At 42.9% G+C, this 20,593-nt stretch carries 23 protein-coding genes and 1 other RNA gene; 21 read left to right on the top strand and 3 right to left on the bottom strand.

Annotated elements, in window-relative coordinates; genetic code table 11:
• Positions 1–59 precede the first annotated feature (59 nt).
• The 5 genes from AC4HAJ_RS02475 to AC4HAJ_RS02455 all read left to right on the top strand — a co-directional run bounded on the left by AC4HAJ_RS02475 (position 60) and on the right by AC4HAJ_RS02455 (position 5,062).
• A complete protein-coding gene (locus tag AC4HAJ_RS02475; protein ID WP_491078581.1) occupies positions 60–1,919 on the top strand; it encodes a proline--tRNA ligase in 1,860 nt (619 codons plus the stop codon).
• A 135-nt stretch (positions 1,920–2,054) separates the two neighbouring features.
• A complete protein-coding gene (locus AC4HAJ_RS02470) occupies positions 2,055–2,831 on the top strand; it encodes an MBL fold metallo-hydrolase (RefSeq protein ID WP_491078580.1) in 777 nt (258 codons plus the stop codon).
• A complete protein-coding gene (gene tadA / locus AC4HAJ_RS02465; protein WP_491078579.1) occupies positions 2,831–3,319 on the top strand; it encodes a tRNA adenosine(34) deaminase TadA in 489 nt (162 codons plus the stop codon). Before AC4HAJ_RS02470 ends, tadA begins: the two co-directional genes overlap by 1 nt.
• Positions 3,320–3,389: 70 nt before the next feature.
• Positions 3,390–3,487: signal recognition particle sRNA small type (ffs, locus tag AC4HAJ_RS02460), an RNA gene on the top strand.
• A 225-nt stretch (positions 3,488–3,712) separates the two neighbouring features.
• The gene (locus tag AC4HAJ_RS02455; protein ID WP_491078578.1) at positions 3,713–5,062 is read left to right on the top strand and encodes a glucose-6-phosphate isomerase; all 1,350 of its coding nucleotides are present in this window, start codon (positions 3,713–3,715) and stop codon (positions 5,060–5,062) included.
• Positions 5,063–5,468: 406 nt separating this feature from the next.
• On the opposite strand, the gene galU is transcribed toward AC4HAJ_RS02455, so the two are convergent.
• The gene (galU, locus tag AC4HAJ_RS02450) at positions 5,469–6,365 is read right to left on the bottom strand and encodes a UTP--glucose-1-phosphate uridylyltransferase GalU (RefSeq protein ID WP_491078577.1); all 897 of its coding nucleotides are present in this window, start codon (positions 6,363–6,365) and stop codon (positions 5,469–5,471) included.
• Between the two features lie 22 nt (positions 6,366–6,387).
• Positions 6,388–7,416 carry an NAD(P)H-dependent glycerol-3-phosphate dehydrogenase gene (locus AC4HAJ_RS02445; protein ID WP_491078576.1) on the bottom strand — a complete coding sequence of 343 codons (1,029 nt, stop codon included), beginning with the start codon at positions 7,414–7,416 and terminating at the stop codon, positions 6,388–6,390.
• 262 nt (positions 7,417–7,678) lie between these two features.
• Here AC4HAJ_RS02445 and AC4HAJ_RS02440 point away from each other — a divergent pair, with 262 nt between their 5' ends.
• The 9 genes from AC4HAJ_RS02440 to AC4HAJ_RS02400 all read left to right on the top strand — a co-directional run bounded on the left by AC4HAJ_RS02440 (position 7,679) and on the right by AC4HAJ_RS02400 (position 14,379).
• Entirely contained in the window at positions 7,679–8,125 is a 447-nt protein-coding gene (locus AC4HAJ_RS02440; RefSeq protein ID WP_491078575.1) for a dUTP diphosphatase, read from the top strand.
• 22 nt (positions 8,126–8,147) lie between these two features.
• Positions 8,148–9,512: a DNA repair protein RadA gene (gene radA, locus AC4HAJ_RS02435; RefSeq protein ID WP_491078719.1), complete on the top strand. Its 1,365-nt coding sequence runs from the start codon at positions 8,148–8,150 to the stop codon at positions 9,510–9,512.
• Positions 9,509–10,246, top strand: coding sequence for a 23S rRNA (guanosine(2251)-2'-O)-methyltransferase RlmB (rlmB, locus tag AC4HAJ_RS02430; RefSeq protein WP_491078574.1), 738 nt, complete (start codon positions 9,509–9,511; stop codon positions 10,244–10,246). Before radA ends, rlmB begins: the two co-directional genes overlap by 4 nt.
• Before the next feature lie 15 nt (positions 10,247–10,261).
• Positions 10,262–10,780 carry an NYN domain-containing protein gene (locus tag AC4HAJ_RS02425; RefSeq protein ID WP_491078573.1) on the top strand — a complete coding sequence of 173 codons (519 nt, stop codon included), beginning with the start codon at positions 10,262–10,264 and terminating at the stop codon, positions 10,778–10,780.
• Positions 10,781–10,846: 66 nt separating this feature from the next.
• Positions 10,847–11,707 carry a DegV family protein gene (locus tag AC4HAJ_RS02420; protein ID WP_491078572.1) on the top strand — a complete coding sequence of 287 codons (861 nt, stop codon included), beginning with the start codon at positions 10,847–10,849 and terminating at the stop codon, positions 11,705–11,707.
• A 166-nt stretch (positions 11,708–11,873) separates the two neighbouring features.
• A complete protein-coding gene (locus AC4HAJ_RS02415) occupies positions 11,874–12,569 on the top strand; it encodes a hypothetical protein (RefSeq protein ID WP_491078571.1) in 696 nt (231 codons plus the stop codon).
• A 9-nt stretch (positions 12,570–12,578) separates the two neighbouring features.
• Positions 12,579–13,298 (top strand): hypothetical protein, encoded by a 720-nt coding sequence (locus tag AC4HAJ_RS02410; RefSeq protein WP_491078570.1) that lies wholly within the window; start codon positions 12,579–12,581, stop codon positions 13,296–13,298.
• Positions 13,295–13,489 carry a helix-turn-helix transcriptional regulator gene (locus tag AC4HAJ_RS02405; protein ID WP_491078569.1) on the top strand — a complete coding sequence of 65 codons (195 nt, stop codon included), beginning with the start codon at positions 13,295–13,297 and terminating at the stop codon, positions 13,487–13,489. Before AC4HAJ_RS02410 ends, AC4HAJ_RS02405 begins: the two co-directional genes overlap by 4 nt.
• A gap of 170 nt (positions 13,490–13,659) precedes the next feature.
• A complete protein-coding gene (locus AC4HAJ_RS02400) occupies positions 13,660–14,379 on the top strand; it encodes a CPBP family intramembrane glutamic endopeptidase (protein WP_491078568.1) in 720 nt (239 codons plus the stop codon).
• Between the two features lie 65 nt (positions 14,380–14,444).
• Here AC4HAJ_RS02400 and pepA read toward each other — a convergent pair whose 3' ends face one another.
• Positions 14,445–15,515, bottom strand: coding sequence for a glutamyl aminopeptidase (gene pepA / locus AC4HAJ_RS02395; protein WP_491078718.1), 1,071 nt, complete (start codon positions 15,513–15,515; stop codon positions 14,445–14,447).
• A gap of 135 nt (positions 15,516–15,650) precedes the next feature.
• Between pepA and AC4HAJ_RS02390 the strand changes: the two genes are divergently transcribed.
• From AC4HAJ_RS02390 to groL, 7 genes are all read left to right on the top strand, one after another.
• On the top strand, positions 15,651–15,938 hold the full coding sequence (locus tag AC4HAJ_RS02390; RefSeq protein ID WP_491078567.1) for a DUF4651 domain-containing protein: 288 nt from the start codon (positions 15,651–15,653) through the stop codon (positions 15,936–15,938).
• Positions 15,931–16,248: a thioredoxin family protein gene (locus AC4HAJ_RS02385; protein WP_491078566.1), complete on the top strand. Its 318-nt coding sequence runs from the start codon at positions 15,931–15,933 to the stop codon at positions 16,246–16,248. Before AC4HAJ_RS02390 ends, AC4HAJ_RS02385 begins: the two co-directional genes overlap by 8 nt.
• A 13-nt stretch (positions 16,249–16,261) precedes the next feature.
• Positions 16,262–16,888, top strand: a complete 627-nt coding sequence (gene ytpR, locus AC4HAJ_RS02380; RefSeq protein ID WP_491078565.1) for a YtpR family tRNA-binding protein — start codon at positions 16,262–16,264, stop codon at positions 16,886–16,888.
• A gap of 239 nt (positions 16,889–17,127) precedes the next feature.
• Positions 17,128–17,523 carry a single-stranded DNA-binding protein gene (locus tag AC4HAJ_RS02375; RefSeq protein WP_491078564.1) on the top strand — a complete coding sequence of 132 codons (396 nt, stop codon included), beginning with the start codon at positions 17,128–17,130 and terminating at the stop codon, positions 17,521–17,523.
• Positions 17,524–17,712: 189 nt separating this feature from the next.
• A complete protein-coding gene (locus AC4HAJ_RS02370; protein ID WP_491078563.1) occupies positions 17,713–18,501 on the top strand; it encodes a Cof-type HAD-IIB family hydrolase in 789 nt (262 codons plus the stop codon).
• Between the two features lie 141 nt (positions 18,502–18,642).
• Entirely contained in the window at positions 18,643–18,927 is a 285-nt protein-coding gene (gene groES, locus AC4HAJ_RS02365) for a co-chaperone GroES (RefSeq protein ID WP_491078562.1), read from the top strand.
• Positions 18,928–18,953: 26 nt separating this feature from the next.
• Positions 18,954–20,582: a chaperonin GroEL gene (gene groL, locus AC4HAJ_RS02360; RefSeq protein WP_491078561.1), complete on the top strand. Its 1,629-nt coding sequence runs from the start codon at positions 18,954–18,956 to the stop codon at positions 20,580–20,582.
• Positions 20,583–20,593 lie beyond the last annotated feature (11 nt).

The raw sequence follows: 20,593 nt of genomic DNA, 5'->3' as shown, positions 1-20,593 counted from the left end.
CCCACAATCCATCAAACACCGATAGAAAGGATGACCTACTTTTAAGGTCGAGTCAAAAGATGAAACAATCACAAATGTTGATCCCAACCCTTCGAGAAATGCCTAGTGATGCTCAGGTCATCAGTCATGCGCTGATGGTGCGTGCTGGTTATGTCCGCCAAGTGACCTCAGGTGTTTATTCGTATCTCCCCCTAGCCAACCGTGTTATTGAAAAATTCAAAGCGATTATGCGCGAAGAATTTGAAAAAATAGGAGCGGTCGAAATGCTGGCGCCAGCCCTTTTAACAGCAGATCTTTGGCGTGAATCAGGCCGCTATGAGACCTATGGTGATGACCTTTATAAGCTCAAAAATCGTGACAAGTCCGACTTTATTTTAGGTCCGACCCATGAAGAGACTTTTACTGCTATCGTGCGAGATAGTATCAAGTCCTATAAGCAATTACCAATGAGCCTCTACCAAATCCAGCCCAAGTATCGTGATGAAAAGCGTCCACGTAATGGCCTTCTGCGGACTCGTGAGTTTATTATGAAAGATGCTTACAGTTTTCATGCCAACTATGAGAGCCTGGATGCCACCTATGAAGATTATCGTAAAGCCTATGAAGCTATCTTTGAGCGTGCTGGGCTGGACTTCAAGGGAATTATTGGTGACGGTGGTGCCATGGGGGGTAAAGACAGTCAGGAATTTATGGCAGTGACCCCTGATCGTACTGATTTGGATCATTGGCTTGTTCTTGATAAGTCTATTGAGTCGATCGATGACATTCCAGAGGATGTTTTAGGTCAAATCCAAAAGGAACTCGATGCTTGGTTGATTTCAGGTGAGGATACGATTGTCTATTCGACAGAGTCTGATTATGCAGCCAACCTGGAGATGGCAACAGACCACTACAAGCCAAGTCAGTCTGTCACTAGCCAAGATAGCTTGGTTAAAGTTGAAACACCAAACTGCAAATCTATTGATGAGGTGTCTGCTTTTCTTAAACTTCCAACAGAGCAGACGATCAAGACCTTGCTCTTCATGGCTGATGATAAACCTGTTGTGGTCCTCCTAGTGGGAAATGATCAAGTTAATTCAGTTAAGCTAAAAAATTATCTAGAAGCTGACCGCCTAGATCCAGCAACTGAGGAGCAAGCCAAGGCTCTCTTTGGTGCTGGTTTTGGCTCACTTGGTCCTGTCGGCCTGCCTCAAGAAACCACTATCATCGCCGATCGCAAAGTTCAAGACTTAGCCAATGCTGTTGTTGGTGCTAATGAGGATGGTTACCATTTGACCGGAGCTAATCCTGGGCGAGATTTCACTCCTCAAGCTTATGTGGATATCCGCGAAGTCCAAGAAGGTGAGATTTCCCCAGATGGCAAGGGGACTCTTAAATTTGCTCGAGGTATCGAGATCGGTCATATCTTTAAGCTAGGGACTCGTTACTCAGAGAGCATGGGGGCGAATATCTTGGATGAAAATGGACGATCAGTCCCAATCATTATGGGAAGTTACGGTATCGGTGTGAGTCGCATTCTCTCAGCTGTTATTGAGCAACACGCACGTCTCTTTGTCAATAAGACACCAAAAGGAGACTACCGTTTTTCATGGGGCATTAACTTCCCTAAAGCCCTAGCACCTTTTGATGTTCATTTGATTACTGTTAATACTAAGGATGACGCATCTAATCAACTGACAGCTAGCATCGAACAATCTTTGTCCTCAGCCGGTTATCAAGTCTTGACGGATGACCGCAATGAGCGTGTTGGATCAAAATTTTCAGACAGTGATTTGATCGGCCTTCCAATTCGTGTGACAGTTGGTAAGAAGGCTGCCGAAGGAACGGTAGAGGTTAAGATCAAAGCTACTGGTGACAGTATCGAAGTGGCAGCAGAAAACTTGCTGGAAACCTTGCAAATTTTAACAAAAGAAGTTTAGTGAAATAAATGTGCGGGAGTGCCCCCACCGCTTTATATTGACTAATCGAACACGACAAATAAGGTTGAGAACTTTTGTCTCAGCCTTTTTGTTTTTGCTATAATGATGGTAATCATAAAAAAAGAAGGTGAGCAAATGAAAGTAACAACACTAGGACGCTGGGGAGCCTACCCCTACCAAGACGGTGGAACAACCTCTTATCTTATTACCGGTCACGATGGTTTTCAGCTGCTGATGGACTGCGGCAGTCGAGCTGTGACGGAGCTGGAAAAAGAGATCAGTCCCTTGGACTTAGATGCAGTCATTATTAGCCACTACCACCCCGATCATGTAGCGGACTTGGGTGTCTTACGCCATTATTTCCAGCTCTATCCTAAGCATCTGTGGGATCCAAAAATCTTACCAATCTATGGGCACAATGAAGATACTGATGAATTTCATAAGCTAACCTTAGATGATGTCTCTAAAGGTATTGTCTACAATACCAACGGTGTAGAGAAAATTGGACCTTTTGATATTACCTTTATCAAGACGGTCCATCCAGTTCCCTGCTATGCTTTTAGGATCAAGGAGCGTGAGACAGGGCAAATCTTAGTTTTCACAGGTGATACAGGCTATTTTGATGGTTTAGCAGATTTTACAAGAGAGGCAGATCTTTTCCTAGCAGATGTTTACCTTTATCAAGGTAATGAAAACCATCTAGCCCACTTGACCACCAAGGAAGCAGGACAGATCGCAACCCAAGCTCGTGTTAAAAAATTAGTACTAACACACGTTCCACCATTACCACCCCAGGGCATTGATCCTGAGCGTCATTTAGAGATTCTCCGAGATCAAGCACAAGAATATGCTGGAAATATCCCAGTTGAGCTAGCAGAGCCTCATCTGGCTTGGGACCTCGGAGATTGCTGATGATTGAGGAGTATACCCAGGCGCAAAAAGATTATTATATGCGCCAAGCCTTGGAGGAAGCCCAGAAATCTTTAGCTAAAGATGAGATTCCTATCGGATGCGTCATTGTAAAAGATCATAAGATTATAGGACGAGGGCACAATGCACGTGAAGAGCTCAATCAAGCCATCATGCATGCTGAGATCATGGCTATCAATCAAGCAAATGTTGATCAAGGGAATTGGCGTTTGCTGGATACTACCTTATTTGTCACCATTGAACCTTGTGTCATGTGCAGCGGTGCCATCGGTCTAGCCCGTATTCCTCGAGTTATTTATGGTGCTACCAATCAGAAGTTTGGTGGTGCAGAAAGTCTCTATCAAATTTTAACAGATGAGCGCCTGAATCATCGTGTCCAAATAGAGTCAGGTGTTTTAGAAGAGGACTGTGCCCAGATGATGAAAACATTCTTTCGTCAACGCCGTCAAAAGTCCAAAAAGGAGTCGTAAACGCAAATCTAGGTTGACTCTCAAGTTTTCTGGCCATTTGATTATTGGCACTGCTTCAAATTTATGCTATAATACCTATCGGAGCAACATTTGTGCGTGAAGTGGGTCAGGGGAGGAATCCAGCAGCCCTAAGCGATGTCAGGTGTGTGCTCTTTTTTATATAGTTGTACCTAAGATCAAGCGCCGCCGGATCCTATCCTATAGATAGCCTATATGAATATAAGAGCGGGGCAAAATTGGTAAATTTATACTAAGAATAGGGAGTCTGAGCGTTTGTCTCAGATTCTTTTGTTACCGTTTTCAAAAATATCCAGAATGCTCCCAAAAAGATTGAAAAATCCTTTAGAAAAGAGTAAACTAGATGGGACTATAGATTTTAAAGGGGTGTACGTAATGGTACAAGTTACATTTGATTATTCAAAAATTCTAGATACATTTATCAGCCAACAAGAGATTGATTTCATGCAACCTCAAGTATCTGTTGCTGATCAGATGCTTCGTAAGGGAACTGGTCAAGGGGCTGACTTTTTGGGTTGGTTGGACCTTCCTGAGAATTATGATAAGGACGAATTTGCCCGTATCCAAAAAGCTGCTGCTAAGATTCAATCTGATAGCCAAGTACTTGTTGTGATCGGTATCGGAGGATCTTATCTTGGTGCCAAAGCTGCTATTGACTTCTTGAACAATCACTTTGCCAACCTTCAAACAGCACAGGAGCGCAAGGCACCGCAAATTCTTTATGCTGGAAACTCTATTTCTTCAAGCTATTTAGCTGATCTTGTGGATTATGTACAAGATAAAGAATTCTCTGTTAATGTCATCTCCAAATCGGGGACTACTACTGAGCCAGCCATTGCTTTTCGTGTTTTCAAAGAACTCTTGGTTAAAAAATACGGTCAAGAAGAGGCTAATAAGCGTATCTACGCTACAACAGACCGTGTTAAGGGTGCTGTTAAAGTAGAGGCTGATGCTAATAACTGGGAAACTTTTGTGGTTCCAGATAATGTTGGTGGACGTTTTTCAGTTCTTACAGCTGTGGGACTTTTGCCAATTGCTGCATCAGGAGCTGACATTACTAAACTGATGGAAGGGGCTAATGCGGCTCGCAAGACCTATACGTCAGACCAAATTGCTAATAATGAAGCTTACCAATACGCTGCTATCCGTAATATTCTTTACCGTAAGGGCTATGTAACGGAGATCTTGGCCAACTACGAACCCTCACTCCAATACTTTGGTGAATGGTGGAAACAACTAGCTGGAGAGTCCGAAGGAAAAGATCAAAAAGGGATCTATCCAACCTCAGCTAATTTCTCAACAGACTTACACTCTCTTGGTCAATTTATCCAAGAAGGCTACCGCAACATCTTTGAGACTGTGATTCGTGTTGACAAGCCACGTAAAAACATTACCATTCCTGAACTGGCTGAGGACCTCGATGGTCTTGGTTACCTCCAAGGTAAGGATGTTGATTTTGTCAATAAGAAAGCTACTGATGGCGTTTTATTGGCACATACAGACGGGGGAGTTCCCAATACATTCTTGACCATAAAGGGACAAGATGAATTCACCCTTGGATTTTTAATCTATTTCTTTGAGCTAGCCATCGGACTATCAGGCTATCTCAATGCTGTCAATCCATTTGACCAACCTGGTGTTGAAGCCTATAAGAAAAATATGTTTGCCCTCCTTGGTAAACCTGGCTTTGAAGACTTATCAGCTGAGTTGAATGCACGCTTGTAAGAAAGACACAATCCCATTCAAGATACGAGAGAGTGCTTGGCTGTAATAGGTTAGAATAGAATGTATAATAGAACGACTTTACTTAAGACTTTAATAGGACTTATAATAGTTATACTATTATGGATATTCAACCATTTTGTACTCGGACCAATGGAAGAAGGAAGAACTAAGCTCATTCTAGCTGGGATTTCTTTTATTATATTAATTCTTTTGTTCATCTATACAATATTTTTCATTAAATTCAAGTAGAAGTAATGTCCGGAGTAGAATATTAATACGGAGTATTTGACTGTCGAAGTATTTCAAAATTCTTTGTCAAATGGTTTATTCATACTATGATTACCTCATCAATAGAAAAAGCAACGGAATTTATCCGTTGCTTTTTTGTCTATTTGAAACATCTATCTTACTTCTCAGAAGAGAGCTCTTTTCCCAACTCAATAATATAGCGCTTCAAATCATCCTTAACTTGCGGATGCTGCAAGGCATAGTCAATCGATGTTTTCATGAAGCCGAATTTATCACCGACATCATAGCGCTTACCAGTAAACTCATGAGCAAAGACACGCTGTGTTTTATTGAGCCTATCAATGGCATCGGTGAGCTGAACTTCGTTACCAGCACCTGGTTTTTGATTTTCCAGAATATCGAAAATCTCAGGTGTCAAAAGATAACGTCCGATGATAGCTAAGTCACTAGGTGCCTCCTCTGGTTCTGGTTTCTCTACGAAGGTTTCGACAGAGTAGCGTCCCTTATCTCCTTGCCCTTGTGGTGCGATAACTCCATAAGCAGAGACTTCCTCGTGAGGGACTGGCATGACAGCGATAGTAGAGGCATGAGTCTCCTCAAAATCATTGATTAATTGTTTCGTCAATGGAACAGCTGACTCATCAGTGATATCCATCAGATCATCCCCTAACATGACCACAAACGGTTCATTGCCAACAAAAGCTTTAGCCTGAAGAACTGCATCTCCCAGACCACGGGGATGACTTTGGCGGATGAAATGAAGATTGATAGCGGTGGTATCATTGACCAGCTTGAGGAGGTCGGTTTTTCCTTTTTGCTCTAAATTGTATTCTAATTCAAAGTTGGAATCGAAATGGTCTTCGATTGAGCGCTTAGACTTACCGGTAACCACCAAAATTTCCTCAATACCGGATTTAAGTGCTTCTTCAACAATGAATTGGATCGTCGGTTTGTCAACGATCGGCAGCATTTCCTTAGCAAGCGCCTTGGTAGCTGGTAAAAATCGTGTCCCCAAACCTGCAGCAGGAATAACAGCTTTTCTAACTTTTTGCATAGTTTTGATATCCTTTTAAAATTTACAGTTGATCTTCTTGCCATTCATTTTCAGAGCGCAGTTCATTAGACATCATATTGAGAATAGATTCCTTGACATCTGCCCCTTCATAAATGGCCTTATAAATGGCTGTGGTGATTGGCATGTAGACACCGAGTTGCTGGGCGAGTTCGTAAGCCACCTTGGTAGTTGAGATACCCTCGATGATCATGCCCATATTGCGTTCAATATCTTCTAACTTTTCGCCACGTCCAAGGGCATCCCCAGCCCGCCAGTTTCTCGAGTGGATGGACGTTCCTGTAACGATTAAATCACCGACACCAGATAAACCGCTATAAGTCAGAGGGTCAGCCCCCATCTTGACACCCAGACGGGTGATCTCTGCTAAGCCACGGGTAATAACTGCAGCTTTGGCGTTATCTCCATAACCCATACCATGCAATGCTCCTGCCCCGACAGCAATAATATTTTTAAGGGCACCGGCAGTCTCAACGCCGATAACATCGGTATTGGTATAGAGGCGGAAATAGCGATTGCTAAAGATAGATTGGACATATTTAGCAGTTTCGAGTTCCTTAGAAGCCGCTGTGATCAAAGTGATATCGCGAACAATAGTCTCTTCAGCATGACTTGGGCCGGACACTACAACGATTTCACTGCGCTTATCGCTAGGGATCTCTTCTTCAAGGATAGTGGATAAGCGTTCATGTGTGCCAGGTTCCAGTCCCTTGGAGGCGTGCATGATGACAACCTTGTGATCTAGCAGTTCAGCGACCTGCTTAGCGACTAAACGTGTTACCTTTGTCGGAACCACAAAGAGAACAGCATCAATCCCATCCAAGGTCTCTTCCAAACTCTTGTAGGCTTTGATAGATTCATCCAGTACAATATCCTTAAAGTAGAGGGTGTTAGTATGTCTGTCATTGATCTCATCGATCTGCTCGGGAATATTTCCCCAGATACGGACCTCATGCCCATTGTCATTTAGGACTTGAGCAAGAGCAGTTCCCCATGAACCTGGTCCTAGGACAGCAATTTTTTGTTTTTTCATAACGATTCTCCATAATACTAATATCTTACCTATTATATCATAAAAGCAGTGAAAACAAAGACTGCAGCTGACTCTTAAGAGAGGAAGTCAGGTAGGATCAAGCATTTGAAGAGAAGCTAATAAATGGCTATGGCTTAGGCGTTTAGAAAGATTGTTCTGGCTTAAAAGAGGTAGAAATACGAAAAGAGGTGGAAGGAGTCACTTTTATCATTTATTTTACGAATATAGTATAATGAGAGTATTAATTTAATTGAGGTGACACATGTCAAAAATTCGTGGTTTTCAGCTAGTCAGCCAATATCAGGAGCTGGATCTCCTCCCTAAGCGTGAGACGGCTCATGCAGCAGGTTATGACTTGAAGGTTGCTGCTCCTATGACCATTGCGCCTGGAGAAATCGCTCTAGTCCCAACTGGTGTCAAAGCCTATATGCAGCCAGGAGAAGTCCTCTATCTTTTTGATCGCTCATCAAATCCACGTAAGAAAGGGCTGGTTCTGATCAATTCAGTCGGTGTGATTGATAAGGATTACTATGATAATCCTAATAATGAAGGGCACATCTTTGCCCAGATGAAAAATATCAGCCAAGAACCTGTAAGCCTTGACATCGGTGAGCGCATCGTGCAAGCTGTCTTTGCTCCCTTTCTTATCGCTGATGGGGACGAGGCTGACGGAGTGCGTACGGGCGGCTTTGGCTCGACAGGAAACTAACTAAGAGTGGAGGATACCAACGATCGCTAAGAAAAAATCAACCTTCGTCTGCCAAGAATGTGGCTACAATTCCCCTAAGTATCTGGGACGTTGTCCTAACTGTGGGAGTTGGTCTTCTTTTATTGAGGAAGTAGAAGTTGCTGAAGTCAAGAATGCCAGAGTCAGTCTGACAGGAGAAAAAAGCAAACCAACCAAGCTCAAGGATATAAGCTCGATCAATTATGCAAGAAGCAAAACAGACATGGAAGAGTTTAACCGTGTTTTAGGCGGTGGTGTCGTTCCAGGGAGTCTAGTCTTAATCGGTGGAGATCCTGGAATTGGAAAATCGACCCTGCTACTTCAAGTATCTATCCAATTAGCGTCACAAGGAACGGTCCTTTATGTCTCCGGAGAGGAGTCATCAGAGCAAATTAAATTGCGCAGTGAGCGCTTGGGAGATAGTGATAATGAGTTTTACCTCTATGCAGAGACCAATATGCAGCATATTAGAGAGCAGATTGAGCGTCTTCAGCCCGACTTTTTGATCATCGATTCGATCCAGACAGTGATGAGTCCTGAGGTAACAAGTGTTCAGGGATCGGTCTCACAGGTGCGTGAAGTGACGGCGGAGCTGATGCAGCTAGCTAAGACGAATAATATTGCCACCTTTATCGTTGGTCACGTGACCAAGGAAGGTCAGTTAGCTGGTCCTCGTATGCTGGAACACATGGTAGATACTGTTCTCTATTTTGAAGGGGAACGCCATCATACTTTTCGTATCCTGCGTGCCGTCAAGAATCGTTTTGGCTCAACCAATGAAATCGGTATTTTTGAAATGCGCTCTGGCGGTTTAATAGAGGTGTTAAATCCTAGTCAGGTCTTTCTGGAGGAGCGCTTGGATGGCGCAACCGGTTCAGCTATCGTTGTGACAATGGAAGGCACCCGGCCTATCTTAGCAGAGGTCCAGGCCTTAGTGACGCCCACAGTCTTCGGCAATGCTAAACGAACAACGACCGGACTAGATTTCAACAGAGTCAGCTTGATCATGGCAGTCTTGGAGAAGCGTTGTGGTCTTTTACTGCAAAATCAAGATGCCTATCTCAAATCAGCTGGTGGGGTAAAGTTAGATGAGCCAGCCATCGATTTAGCTGTAGCTGTAGCTATTGCTTCCAGCTACAAGGAACTGCCCACTAATCCACAAGATGCCTTTATTGGTGAGATTGGGTTGACGGGAGAGATACGCCGGGTCAATCGATTAGAGCAGCGGATTGCTGAGGCAGCCAAGTTAGGCTTTACAAAAATTTATGTCCCTAAAACAGGCCTGTCTGATATAGTCACCCCTCAAGGTATTGAAGTGATCGGTGTCTCAACAGTAGGCCAAGTCCTAAAAAAGGTATTTACTACATGAAAACACATCAAGAAACGGACATTGTCTACGGTGTCCATGCTGTGACAGAAAGCCTTCAGGCTAATACTGGAAATAAGCTCTATATCCAAGATGATCTGCAAGGAAAAAATGTCGACAAGCTCAAAGAGTTAGCAACTGAAAAAAAGGTAGCTATCTCTTGGACACCCAAGAGAAAATTAGCAGAGATGACCCAAGGTGCTGTCCATCAGGGCTTTGTTCTACGAGTATCCGAGTTTACCTACAGTGAGCTCTCGAACATTCTAGAAAAAGCAGATCAAGAGGAGAACCCCCTGATCCTTATCCTAGATGGACTGACGGACCCCCATAACTTTGGCTCTATTTTGAGGACAGCAGATGCGACAGGAGTGACGGGCGTCATTATTCCTAAGCATCGAGCTGTCAGTGTCACTCCTGTTGTCGCTAAAACGGCAACAGGGGCGGCTGAGCATGTCCCCATTGCTCGTGTGACCAACCTTAGCCAGACCCTGAATATCTTAAAAGAAGCTGGCTTCTGGGTCTTTGGGACAGATATGGATGGCACTCCCTCGACTCAATGGAACACTTCAGGAAAGTTAGCTCTTATTATCGGAAATGAAGGCAAGGGAATTTCTGCCAATATTAAAAAACACGTTGATGAAATGATCACGATTCCTATGGATGGTCATGTTCAAAGCCTCAATGCCAGTGTAGCAGCAGCTATTCTCATGTATGAGGTTTTTCGCAATAAATTATAAACGAGAGGAAGTCTTATGCCCAAGCGCAAGATACTGTTAGTGGACGGCTACAATATGATTGCATTCTGGCAGGAAACACACCAGTACTTTAAGACCAATCAGCTAGAAGCAGCTAGAGATATTTTACTCAATAAGCTCAGTCACTATGCCAGCTTTGAGCATATCGAGATTATCTGTGTTTTTGATGCCCAGTACGTTCCGGGCAGTCGTCAACGCTATGATGATTACCAGCTCAGCATTATCTTTACTGAAGAAGACGAAACGGCAGATGATTATATCGAGCGAGCAGCAGCAGAGCTAAATACAGCCCTTAATCTTGTCGAAGTCGCCACAAGTGATCTTAATGAGCAGTGGACGATCTTTTCTCAAGGTGCCCTGAGAGTATCTGCGCGTGAACTGGAAGAACGTGTTAATGTCGTTAAATCTGACTTGGACAAGATGACTGATCACATCGACCTCTACACACCCAAACTGGGCTCTTTCAACGAGGACCAACTGAGCCAACTCAAAAAGTTGATGGATGATTTGAAATAAATCATAGGTAGGCAAGGTCTACCTTTTTTGGTATAATAAGCCATTGAAAAACAGATGGAGATGACTATGACATTTAAGATTATAACGGATTCGACGGCTGACCTTGATGAAGAATGGGCCGCTCAAAATGACATTGATATTCTAGGTTTGACCATTACCTTGGATGGGACGACGTATCCGACAGTCGGGGAAGGACGTTTGACCAGCGATAAGCTTCTAGATGCTATGAATAACGGCGCTAAGCCAGTGACTAGTCAGGTCAATGTCGGTCAATTTGAAGCAGCCTTTCGCACCTATGCACAAAAAGGACAGCCAGTGCTCTACTTGGCCTTTTCTTCTGTACTTTCTGGAACTTATCAAAGCAGTACCATTGCCCGTGATTTGGTTTTAGAAGATTTTCCAGAAGCCCAAATTGAGATTATTGATACCAGAGCTGCTTCAGGGGGTGAAGGCTACCTATCCATGGTAGCTGCTGACATGTTAAAGGAAGGTGCCAGCTTAGAGGCGACCATGGAGCGTATACAGGACATCCTGCCTCGTTTGCGTACTTATTTCTTAGTAGATGATCTTTACCATTTGATGCGTGGGGGTCGTTTATCCAAGAGTTCAGCTGTCATAGGTAGCTTGGTCAATATCAAGCCCCTGCTGTGGCTGGATAGCCAAGGTTATCTGGTGCCTCTAGCTAAGATCCGTGGCCGCAAAAAAGCTATGAAAGAAATGCTTGCCCATGCTCTCACAGACGTTAAAGAGACAACAGCCATCGTTAGTTATGCTAATGACCAAGCCGCAGCCCAGTCTCTCAAGGAGCAGTTGCTAGAGAGCCCTGCTATCTCCCAAGTACTTGTCATGCCTTTAGGTCCAATCATTTCAGCCCACGTTGGACCAAATACCCTGGCCATCTTTACCATGGGTCAGAATCCTAGATAATAAGTATCCTTTGGGCAGATTGCCCAGAGGATTTTTTTAGCCAAGTTTAGCAAAATGACATTTATAAAATATTTTTTGTAAGATATAGTTGACAAAAAGTCTACCTATGAATATACTGATAGTATAAATTTAAAATCTAACGAGACAATGAGAGGAAAAGATTGTGATGATAAAAAAGATTCGGAAAGTCCAATGGCTAGTGAATTTGGTATTTGCTCTCTTTGAGGTGTTGCTTTTAGTTAATATTTTGACAGTATCGGATTTTGCTCTAAAAATAATCTTGCTGGTAGCAATAGTTTTGTTTTTGGTCTCATTTGTTGTCATAACTTGGGGGTTTCAAAAGGTAAAACGTATTCAGGCTAAAATCGATGCGGGGAAGGACAACGATAGCGATGTTCAAGCGTTTTTAAGTAAGAAGAAAGTTCAATCTGCTTTAGATGAACGCCAGCTGCAGCTCAGTATTGCCAGCTATATTCCAGCTTTTTGGTTTGTGATTGGTATTCTCTTTTCGGATACTTTTCTCTATCCTTTATTGCCTCATAGTTTCTTTATTAATTTAGGAATGTGGGGAGGAGTAGCAATTCTAGTTTCTCTAGATATAGTGAAGTTGGTCCATCCTATGCTCAATAACCGTAATAAGCGCTTGTACAAATACACAAGAATCTTTGCTTGGATAGAGCTGATTACTGCGTCGCTCTCAATCATCAATGAGATATTGATTTCTCTATTCAAAGGATCACCATGGTTGGGGGAGAATGGTACAATCAACTCTCTCCCTTTAAATTTAACAGCCCTCATCATGGGAATTTCTATTCTCTATGCCCTAAAGAAAAATGAGCGTGAGGTTACAGAAGACGAATAAGGAGTAAAAATGTTGGCAAAAAATCATTTGAATAACCAAAATTTAGTTAAAAATCAGTGGAAGATGATAACTTTCTACGCTCTTGGTTTACTAGGGTTTATTATTGTTTATTTTTTCAATGATAGGTCCTCGACTAAGACTATTGCTGGTATAGCAACTCTCTTCTTTGGCATTATGATTGTCCTACTATTGTTTGGGCTTAGGAGGGCAAAGCAAACTCAAGATAAGTTGGAAGCAGGGATAGAAGATGATAAAGATGTTCAAAAAGTAAAGGCGACTCCGATTTTTGATGAGCGTCAAATGCTCATCGCTAAAACCAGTGCCCAACCTGCCTTTTACTTTATGCTTGTTGTCTTGTGGTTGAGCATTTTTGTTACTCCCAAAATCCCTTATGAGTTTTTGACGCAATTAGCGATGTGGGGAGGCTTAACCATTTACAATTGTACAGCTATCCTAAGCGGAGCCAGTATGTTTACAGATTCGCGTTTTAGGCGCTGGTCCAAGTACGGCAAACGGATTGCTTACTTGATGTTAAGTATCGGACTGTTTTTAGCCATCTTAGTCATGATATCGCTTGTGTTGATCCTTTTATCCCACGATAGACAATTGTTTGGAACATACTTTTTTAATGATGTAGGAATATTGGTGATAATAACATTTATGGCTTTATCCATGGGCATTTCCATTCTTATCCGTATTCGTAGAGATCAAAAAGAGGATCAGGAATGAAAAATTTGCGACTAAAATCAGCCCGAGCAGGCAAGGACCTCACCCAGCAAGCCCTAGCAGATGCGGTTGGGGTATCGCGCCAGACCATCTCCGCCATTGAAAAAGGAGACTACAATCCCACGATCAACCTCTGCATAGCCATTTGCAAGGCATTGGATAAGTCTTTAGATGAGCTTTTTTGGCAGGACTAGTGGGCCAATAAAAAAGAGCTACCCTCTCTACTAACAATATGCTAGAATAGAGGACATAAAACGTTCGTCAGTCAGTCTGGGTCTGGGCTATACGACTCTGTTCTATCGCCCTGAAGGGAGTCTAATCTGACCCTGGCTTGAAAATTTAAGATAGAAAAGGAAAGTAATTTATGGTAGAAATAAAAAAGAAACATTGGTATGATCGCTTGTTATACTTTGGACTAGCCCTTGCTGTTCTAGCAGGTGAGCAAGCGTCTGGAGTGATAATGCAAATCTTCCAAGGGATTATTGCAGCCGCCAAGGGTATGGATGTGTCTAATGTTGAAGACATCCTCAAGATCCACTTACCTGCTTGGCAGATAGGGATATTAATTGTGATCGACCTGATCATTATAGGGTTATCGGTCTGGTTGCTCAAGCATTACAAGTTGATCCATAAAGAGGGCTTGAATTGGAAGTTGCTCATCGGGGGACTCCTCCTAGGCTATCTAGCCATGCTAGGGATCAACACATTGGGAAGCTGGCTCATGGGGTTGCAAGGAAAGAGCGATACGGCCAATCAAACGACCCTTGAGGAGATAGCTAAAGCCAGTCCTTTCATCTATATGCTGATATTTACAGGTTTCGTGGCTCCTATAACTGAGGAACTAACCTTCCGAGGATTTTTCCAAAAGGGAATCTTTGACAATACCTGGTGGGGATACTTGCTAGTTAGCTTACTATTTGGCCTCTTTCATTTTCCAGATAGTTGGGGAGCCTTGGTGACTTATGTAGGCATGGGCCTCGTGATCGGCTGGTTTACCTATCGTTATAATCGTTTGGAGTACAGCATTGCTCTTCATATGCTAAACAATATTATAAGCACTATCATTATATATGCTATGTTCTAATAGAATTTTCTTTTATAAAAACGCACTTTTTGCAATTCGCAAAAAGTGCGTTTTAAGTTGGTGATTTAACGATAAGCTTTGATAGTATCTACTGTCGAGCGATCCAATTTCTTGATGATAGCTTGTAGGAAGTTCTGTGCCTGGTAGAAGTCATCCATATTGTAAAGTGTCTGATGGGAGTGGATATAGCGAGCGCAGACACCGATGGTTGTGGATGGGATACCACGATTTTGTAGATGAGCTGCCCCAGCATCAGTTCCTCCCTTAGCAGCATAGTACTGATAGTTGACACCAGCTTCCTCAGCAGTTGTCAGTAGAAAGTCCCGCATGTCCTTGAGCATAATATGCCCTGGGTCATAAAAACGGATCAAAGTACCATCACCGATATGTCCTTGATCTCCATAAACATCCCCTGCCGGTGAACAGTCAACAGCAAAGAAGAGATCAGGATCAAATTGAGTCGTAGACACGTGTGCCCCACGCAGACCAACCTCCTCTTGAACATTGGCACCAGCGATTAAAGTATTTGGTAATTCGTGTCCTTTTAGATTCTCCAACAATTCACTGACCATGAGGACACCATAGCGATTATCCCAGGCCTTGCTGATAATGTTTTTGCCATTAGCCGTCAGTATAGCCTGACTATCAGGAACGATTATATCTCCTGGTGCGATACCGTAGGCTAGAACTTCATCCTTATCTGTGAAGCCACCATCGAAAATAATATTTGAAACATCAGGGAGCTTGCTTTGCCCATCTTTACCACGTAGGAAATGTGGCGGAACAGAGCCTGAAATAAGAGGAATTTCACGTCCCTGTCTCGTAAAGAGACTAAAGCGCTGTGAGCTGATGACCAGAGGATTCCAGCCACCGACAGCCACAGCCCGCAAGGTACCGTCTGGCTTGATCTCACTGACCATAAAGCCGACCTCATCCATATGAGCAGCTACCATGATTCGTGGAGCATCATTTTGAGAACTCTCTTTAACGCCAAAGATCCCCCCTAGCCCATCCGTTTCGATGCGATCGACAGTCGGGATCATTTTTTGACGTAAAAAATCACGAACCTGATGTTCATAGCCAGCGATCCCTTTGAGAGCAGTAACTTCTTGAATTTTTGAAAATAAATCTGTCATCATGTACCTCGATTCTATAAACCTATTGTAGCACAAAGTGATTACAAACCTGACTTGATTTTTCCGACTAAAGTCCAATTCAACTTATCTTCTTGCAGGTCGCTTTAGTCCTGCATTTGTGTTAAAATGGATGGCATGAAATCAAAAAAATTAGTGCTAACATCTGCTCTAGTGGGTCTAGCTGGTCTGGCTGCTCTAGGCTATCATCTTCACAAGCAGGTGGAGACTCAAAAAGTTAAGCGTCAACTCCAAGAGATTCGTACCTATTTTGAAACTATGGGAACAATTCAAGTCCTCTTTATCAAGAGCTATGCTTCCCAAGGCAATCTCCTAAAGGGCGGTCTAGTCTTTGAAGATGGTCGCGTTTTGGACTTCATTTATGATGCAGGTGCTATTAGCTATCAGGAGGAAGATCATGATTAAGCCAGAGAGTTTAGAAGACTTAGCGGCCTATGTCGAAAAAGAGGGAAAATACGTTTTTCTTTTTACGGCAGATTGGTGCCCTGATTGTCAGTTTATCTATCCTGCTCTTCCTGAGATCGAGGCAGCTAATCCTGATTATACCTTTATTCAGGTAGATCGTGATGCCTTTATGCCAGTAGCTCAGCAGTGGGATATTTTTGGTATTCCTAGCCTAGTAGTCCTTGAAAATGGCAAGGAAATTGGCCGTCTGGTCAATAAACTGAGAAAAACCAAAGAAGAAATCAATCAGTTCCTCAGCGGACTAAAGTAAAGGAAGAAAAGATATGATTTTTGCATACAATAAAAAACAAGTTGGTGATGTCTTGATGGTGATCCTTCAGGATACAAAGGCACTCAAGCGTGAGGTTGAGCGCAGAGGTAAGGTGGCACGGATCTTTGAGTCTGAGACAGAGAAAACCCTAGCTTGGAATATTTTTGAAGCATCTAGCCTCATCACAATCGATGGCAATGGTCAAGTTTTCCCAAAGGATGAGGACGTGGCTATCCTCAATCAAGAGCTCGAAAAAGAAGGCTTTGAGGAAAGACTTGAAGGGACTCCATCTCCTGTCTTTGTGGTGGGACAGATCACCGAAATGGCAGCGCATCCTGATAGCGACCATCTCAATATTTGCCAAGTCAAAATTGGACCAGATAAAATGGTGCAAATCGTAGCAGGTGCCCCTAATGCAGGGGTTGGTCTCAAAACGATTGTAGCCTTGCCAGGTGCTATGATGCCAAGTGGGAATTTGATTTTTCCAGGCAAGCTTCGTGGTGAAGACAGCTACGGGATGATGTGCTCTCCACGTGAGCTGGCCTTACCCAATGCGCCTCAAAAGCGTGGCATCATCGAATTAGAAGATACAGCCTTAGTTGGAGAAGCCTTTGATCCAGAAAAGCACTGGAAAAATTAAGTCCCTGTTAATTAAATTAAATGTGTTAATCCCCTCTTTTTGAATGCTAATTTATGTATCCAGACAGACTTTATTGCAGTCTCATCTCATATTAGAAAATCGGAGATTACGAAAAGAGTAATTAACCCAATAGCCTAATCTTATAGAAATCAATCAGTTTTTACTGATTTTTTTATTTTTTTCAAAAAATATCCTTATTTTCAAAATAAATTACGGATAGATAAGTAGGAGGTGAAAATATGTACAACAAAGTCGTACTCATCGGTCGTTTGGTAGCCAAGCCAGAGCTAGTTAAGACCTCGAGTGATCGTTCCGTCACTCATATGACGATAGCTGTAAATCGGCGCTTCAAGTCTCAGGATGGAGAGCGCCAAGCTGACTTTATCAGCGTCGTCTTTTGGGGAAAGCTAGCAGAGACTTTGGTTGCCTATGCGAGTAAGGGAAGTCTTCTATCCCTTGACGGTGAAATAAGAACGCGACACTATGAAAAAGACGGTCAAACGCATTATGTGACCGAGGTTCTAGGACAAACCTTCCAGCTCCTAGAGAGCAGAGCTCAAAGAGCCATGAGGGAGAACAATGGAAACAATGATTTGACCGACCTTGTATTAGAATCGGAAGAACTCCCCTTCTAACCTTATCTTAAATAATGTCTTTATTTTCCTATCCCAAAACTATCTTTCAAAAAAATTACATGAATAAGCAAGTGCCCTTTTTATTGGGTGCTTGTTTTGTTTTGAAATAGAGAAAAGAAATAAAAACAAATTGAAAGCCTTTTCACAATGTGCTATACTAGCCCTGATAAGGCACAAGGAGGAGTTGCAATGCCAATTATTTTCAGTGATATTGATGGAACACTTTTAAATCAAGACCATATCGTAACACCAAAGACTCAGGCAAGTATCAAGGCTAGTGTCGACAAGGGATTCTTATTTGTCCCAGTGTCTGCCCGTATGCCAGAAGCTATTCGACCGATTACCGAGGACTTTGGTTTGATCACACCTATCATCGCCTACAATGGTGCTCTTTTGCAGACAGACGATAAACAAACGATCGCCTCTCATTCACTAGCGATGACGACAGCTATTTCAGTGGCTCAAAAAATCGAGGAGATAGGGAGTGATTTAGCTTGGAATATCTACTCCTATCAAGATTGGTATTCCTCCAAGCAAGCTCACAGCCTGGTTGCCAAGGAAGAAGATGTCGTTGGTCTAAAATCAACGCCAGTAGAGCTATCTGAACTGACAAATTTAACAGAAGCTCATAAGGTTCTGGTCATGTGTCCAGTAGATAAGACAGATAAGGTCATGCAGATCTTAAAGGATGAATTCACCAATCTTTCTATCGCCAAGTCTCTACCCCATCTAATTGAAATTATGGCTGCTGGTATTGACAAGGGACAAGCAGTAGCTGAGTTTGCTGACTATTATCAGGTAGCTATGGAAGATACCATTGCCTTTGGAGATAACTATAATGACTTAGAGATGCTGGAGACAGTAGGACAGGCCTTTGTCATGGGTAATGCACCTGAAGCCTTAAAGGAACGTATAGGCAATATTACTCTGGATCATAATCATGATGGCATTGCGGCAGCTCTGGACAAAATCGTGTGATAGCGCCCAGATCAAAGAATAATCAAAAAAGCCAAGAATAAAGTAAGGCTTTTTTCTTGACTATTTTTGACCAAATGATAGAATAATAACTGTAATTAGCACTCGAAAGATAAGAGTGCTAAAAAATATTGGAGGTCTATTATGTTAAAACCATTAGGTGATCGTATTGTTGTAAAATTTGAAGAAGTAGAAGAAACAACGGCAAGTGGTTTTGTCTTGGCCGGTGGTTCACATGAAGCCGCAAAAGCAGCCAAGGTCTTGACAGTTGGCCAGGGTGCTCGTACATTGACTGGTGAGCTTATTGCTCCAAGTGTATCCCAAGGGGATAACGTATTGGTTGAGAACGGCTCAGGTCTGGAAGTTAAAGATGGTGACGATAAGGTCACTATCATTCGTGAAGCAGACATTTTGGCGATTATAGACTAATTCAAACATAAGAGAGGTAAATCATTATGGCAAAAGATATTAAATTTTCATCAGATGCACGTTCTGCTATGGTGCGTGGTGTAGATGCTTTAGCTGACACTGTCAAGGTAACGCTTGGCCCTAAGGGACGCAATGTCGTACTAGAAAAATCATTTGGGTCACCCTTAATTACCAACGACGGTGTGACTATTGCTAAAGAGATCGAATTAGAAGATCATTTTGAAAATATGGGAGCCAAATTGGTTTCAGAAGTTGCTTCAAAAACCAATGATATTGCCGGAGACGGAACAACAACAGCGACTGTCTTGACACAAGCCATTGTCCGTGAAGGGCTTAAAAATGTCACAGCTGGTGCTAATCCAATCGGTATTCGTCGTGGGATTGAAAAGGCTGTATCAGCAGCTGTGGAAGGCTTGAAAACTAATGCTCAGCCTGTATCTGGCAAAGAGGCTATCGCTCAGGTAGCAGCTGTCTCTTCCCGTTCCGAAAAGGTTGGGGAATACATCTCAGAAGCCATGGAAAAAGTTGGCAACGACGGTGTCATCACCATCGAGGAATCTCGTGGTATGGAAACTGAGTTAGATGTTGTTGAAGGGATGCAATTTGACCGTGGTTACCTTTCTCAATACATGGTAACTGATAACGAAAAAATGGTCGCTGATCTTGAAAATCCTTACATCTTGATTACCGATAAGAAAATTTCAAATATTCAAGAAGTCCTACCCTTGTTAGAAGAAGTCCTTAAGACCAATCGTCCATTCTTGATCATTGCCGATGATGTCGATGGAGAAGCGCTTCCGACTCTTGTTCTTAACAAGATTCGTGGAACCTTCAACGTTGTAGCAGTGAAGGCACCAGGATTTGGTGATCGCCGTAAGGCCATGCTGGAGGACATTGCTATCTTGACAGGTGGTACAGTGATCACTGAAGACCTTGGACTTGAACTCAAAGATGCTAGCATGGCTACTCTAGGTCAAGCAGCCAGAGTGACTATTGATAAAGATTCAACAGTTATCGTTGAAGGAGCTGGTCAAGCCTCAGCTATTGCTGATCGTGTTAATGTGATTAAATCACAATTAGCAACCACAACGTCAGAGTTTGATCGTGAAAAATTACAAGAACGTCTGGCTAAACTTTCTGGTGGTGTTGCTGTCATCAAGGTCGGGGCAGCAACTGAAACCGAATTGAAAGAAATGAAACTCCGCATCGAAGATGCCCTCAATGCCACTCGTGCCGCTGTTGAAGAAGGGATTGTAGCCGGTGGTGGTACAGCCCTTGTCAATGTCATTAAAAATGTTGCGGCTATTGAGGTTGATGGTGATGAAGCCACTGGACGCAATATCGTTCTGCGTGCCTTGGAAGAACCAGTCCGCCAAATTGCCCGCAATGCTGGCTACGAAGGATCTGTCATTATTGAAAAATTGAAAAGCAGTGAGCTTGGAACAGGCTTCAACGCTGCTGATGGAAGCTGGGTAGACATGGTTGAAGCAGGTATTATTGACCCTGTCAAAGTTAGTCGCTCTGCCCTCCAAAACGCAGCCTCAGTAGCTAGTCTAATCTTGACAACAGAAGCTGTTGTGGCTGATCATCCAGAAGAATCAGCAGGTTCTAGCGCTCCTGCCATGGACCCAGGTATGATGGGTGGCATGATGTAATAGAATATCAT

The sequence above is a fragment of the Streptococcus sp. ALY_211 genome, from assembly GCF_058314555.1.
This window is presented reverse-complemented; position numbering and strand designations above follow the sequence as displayed.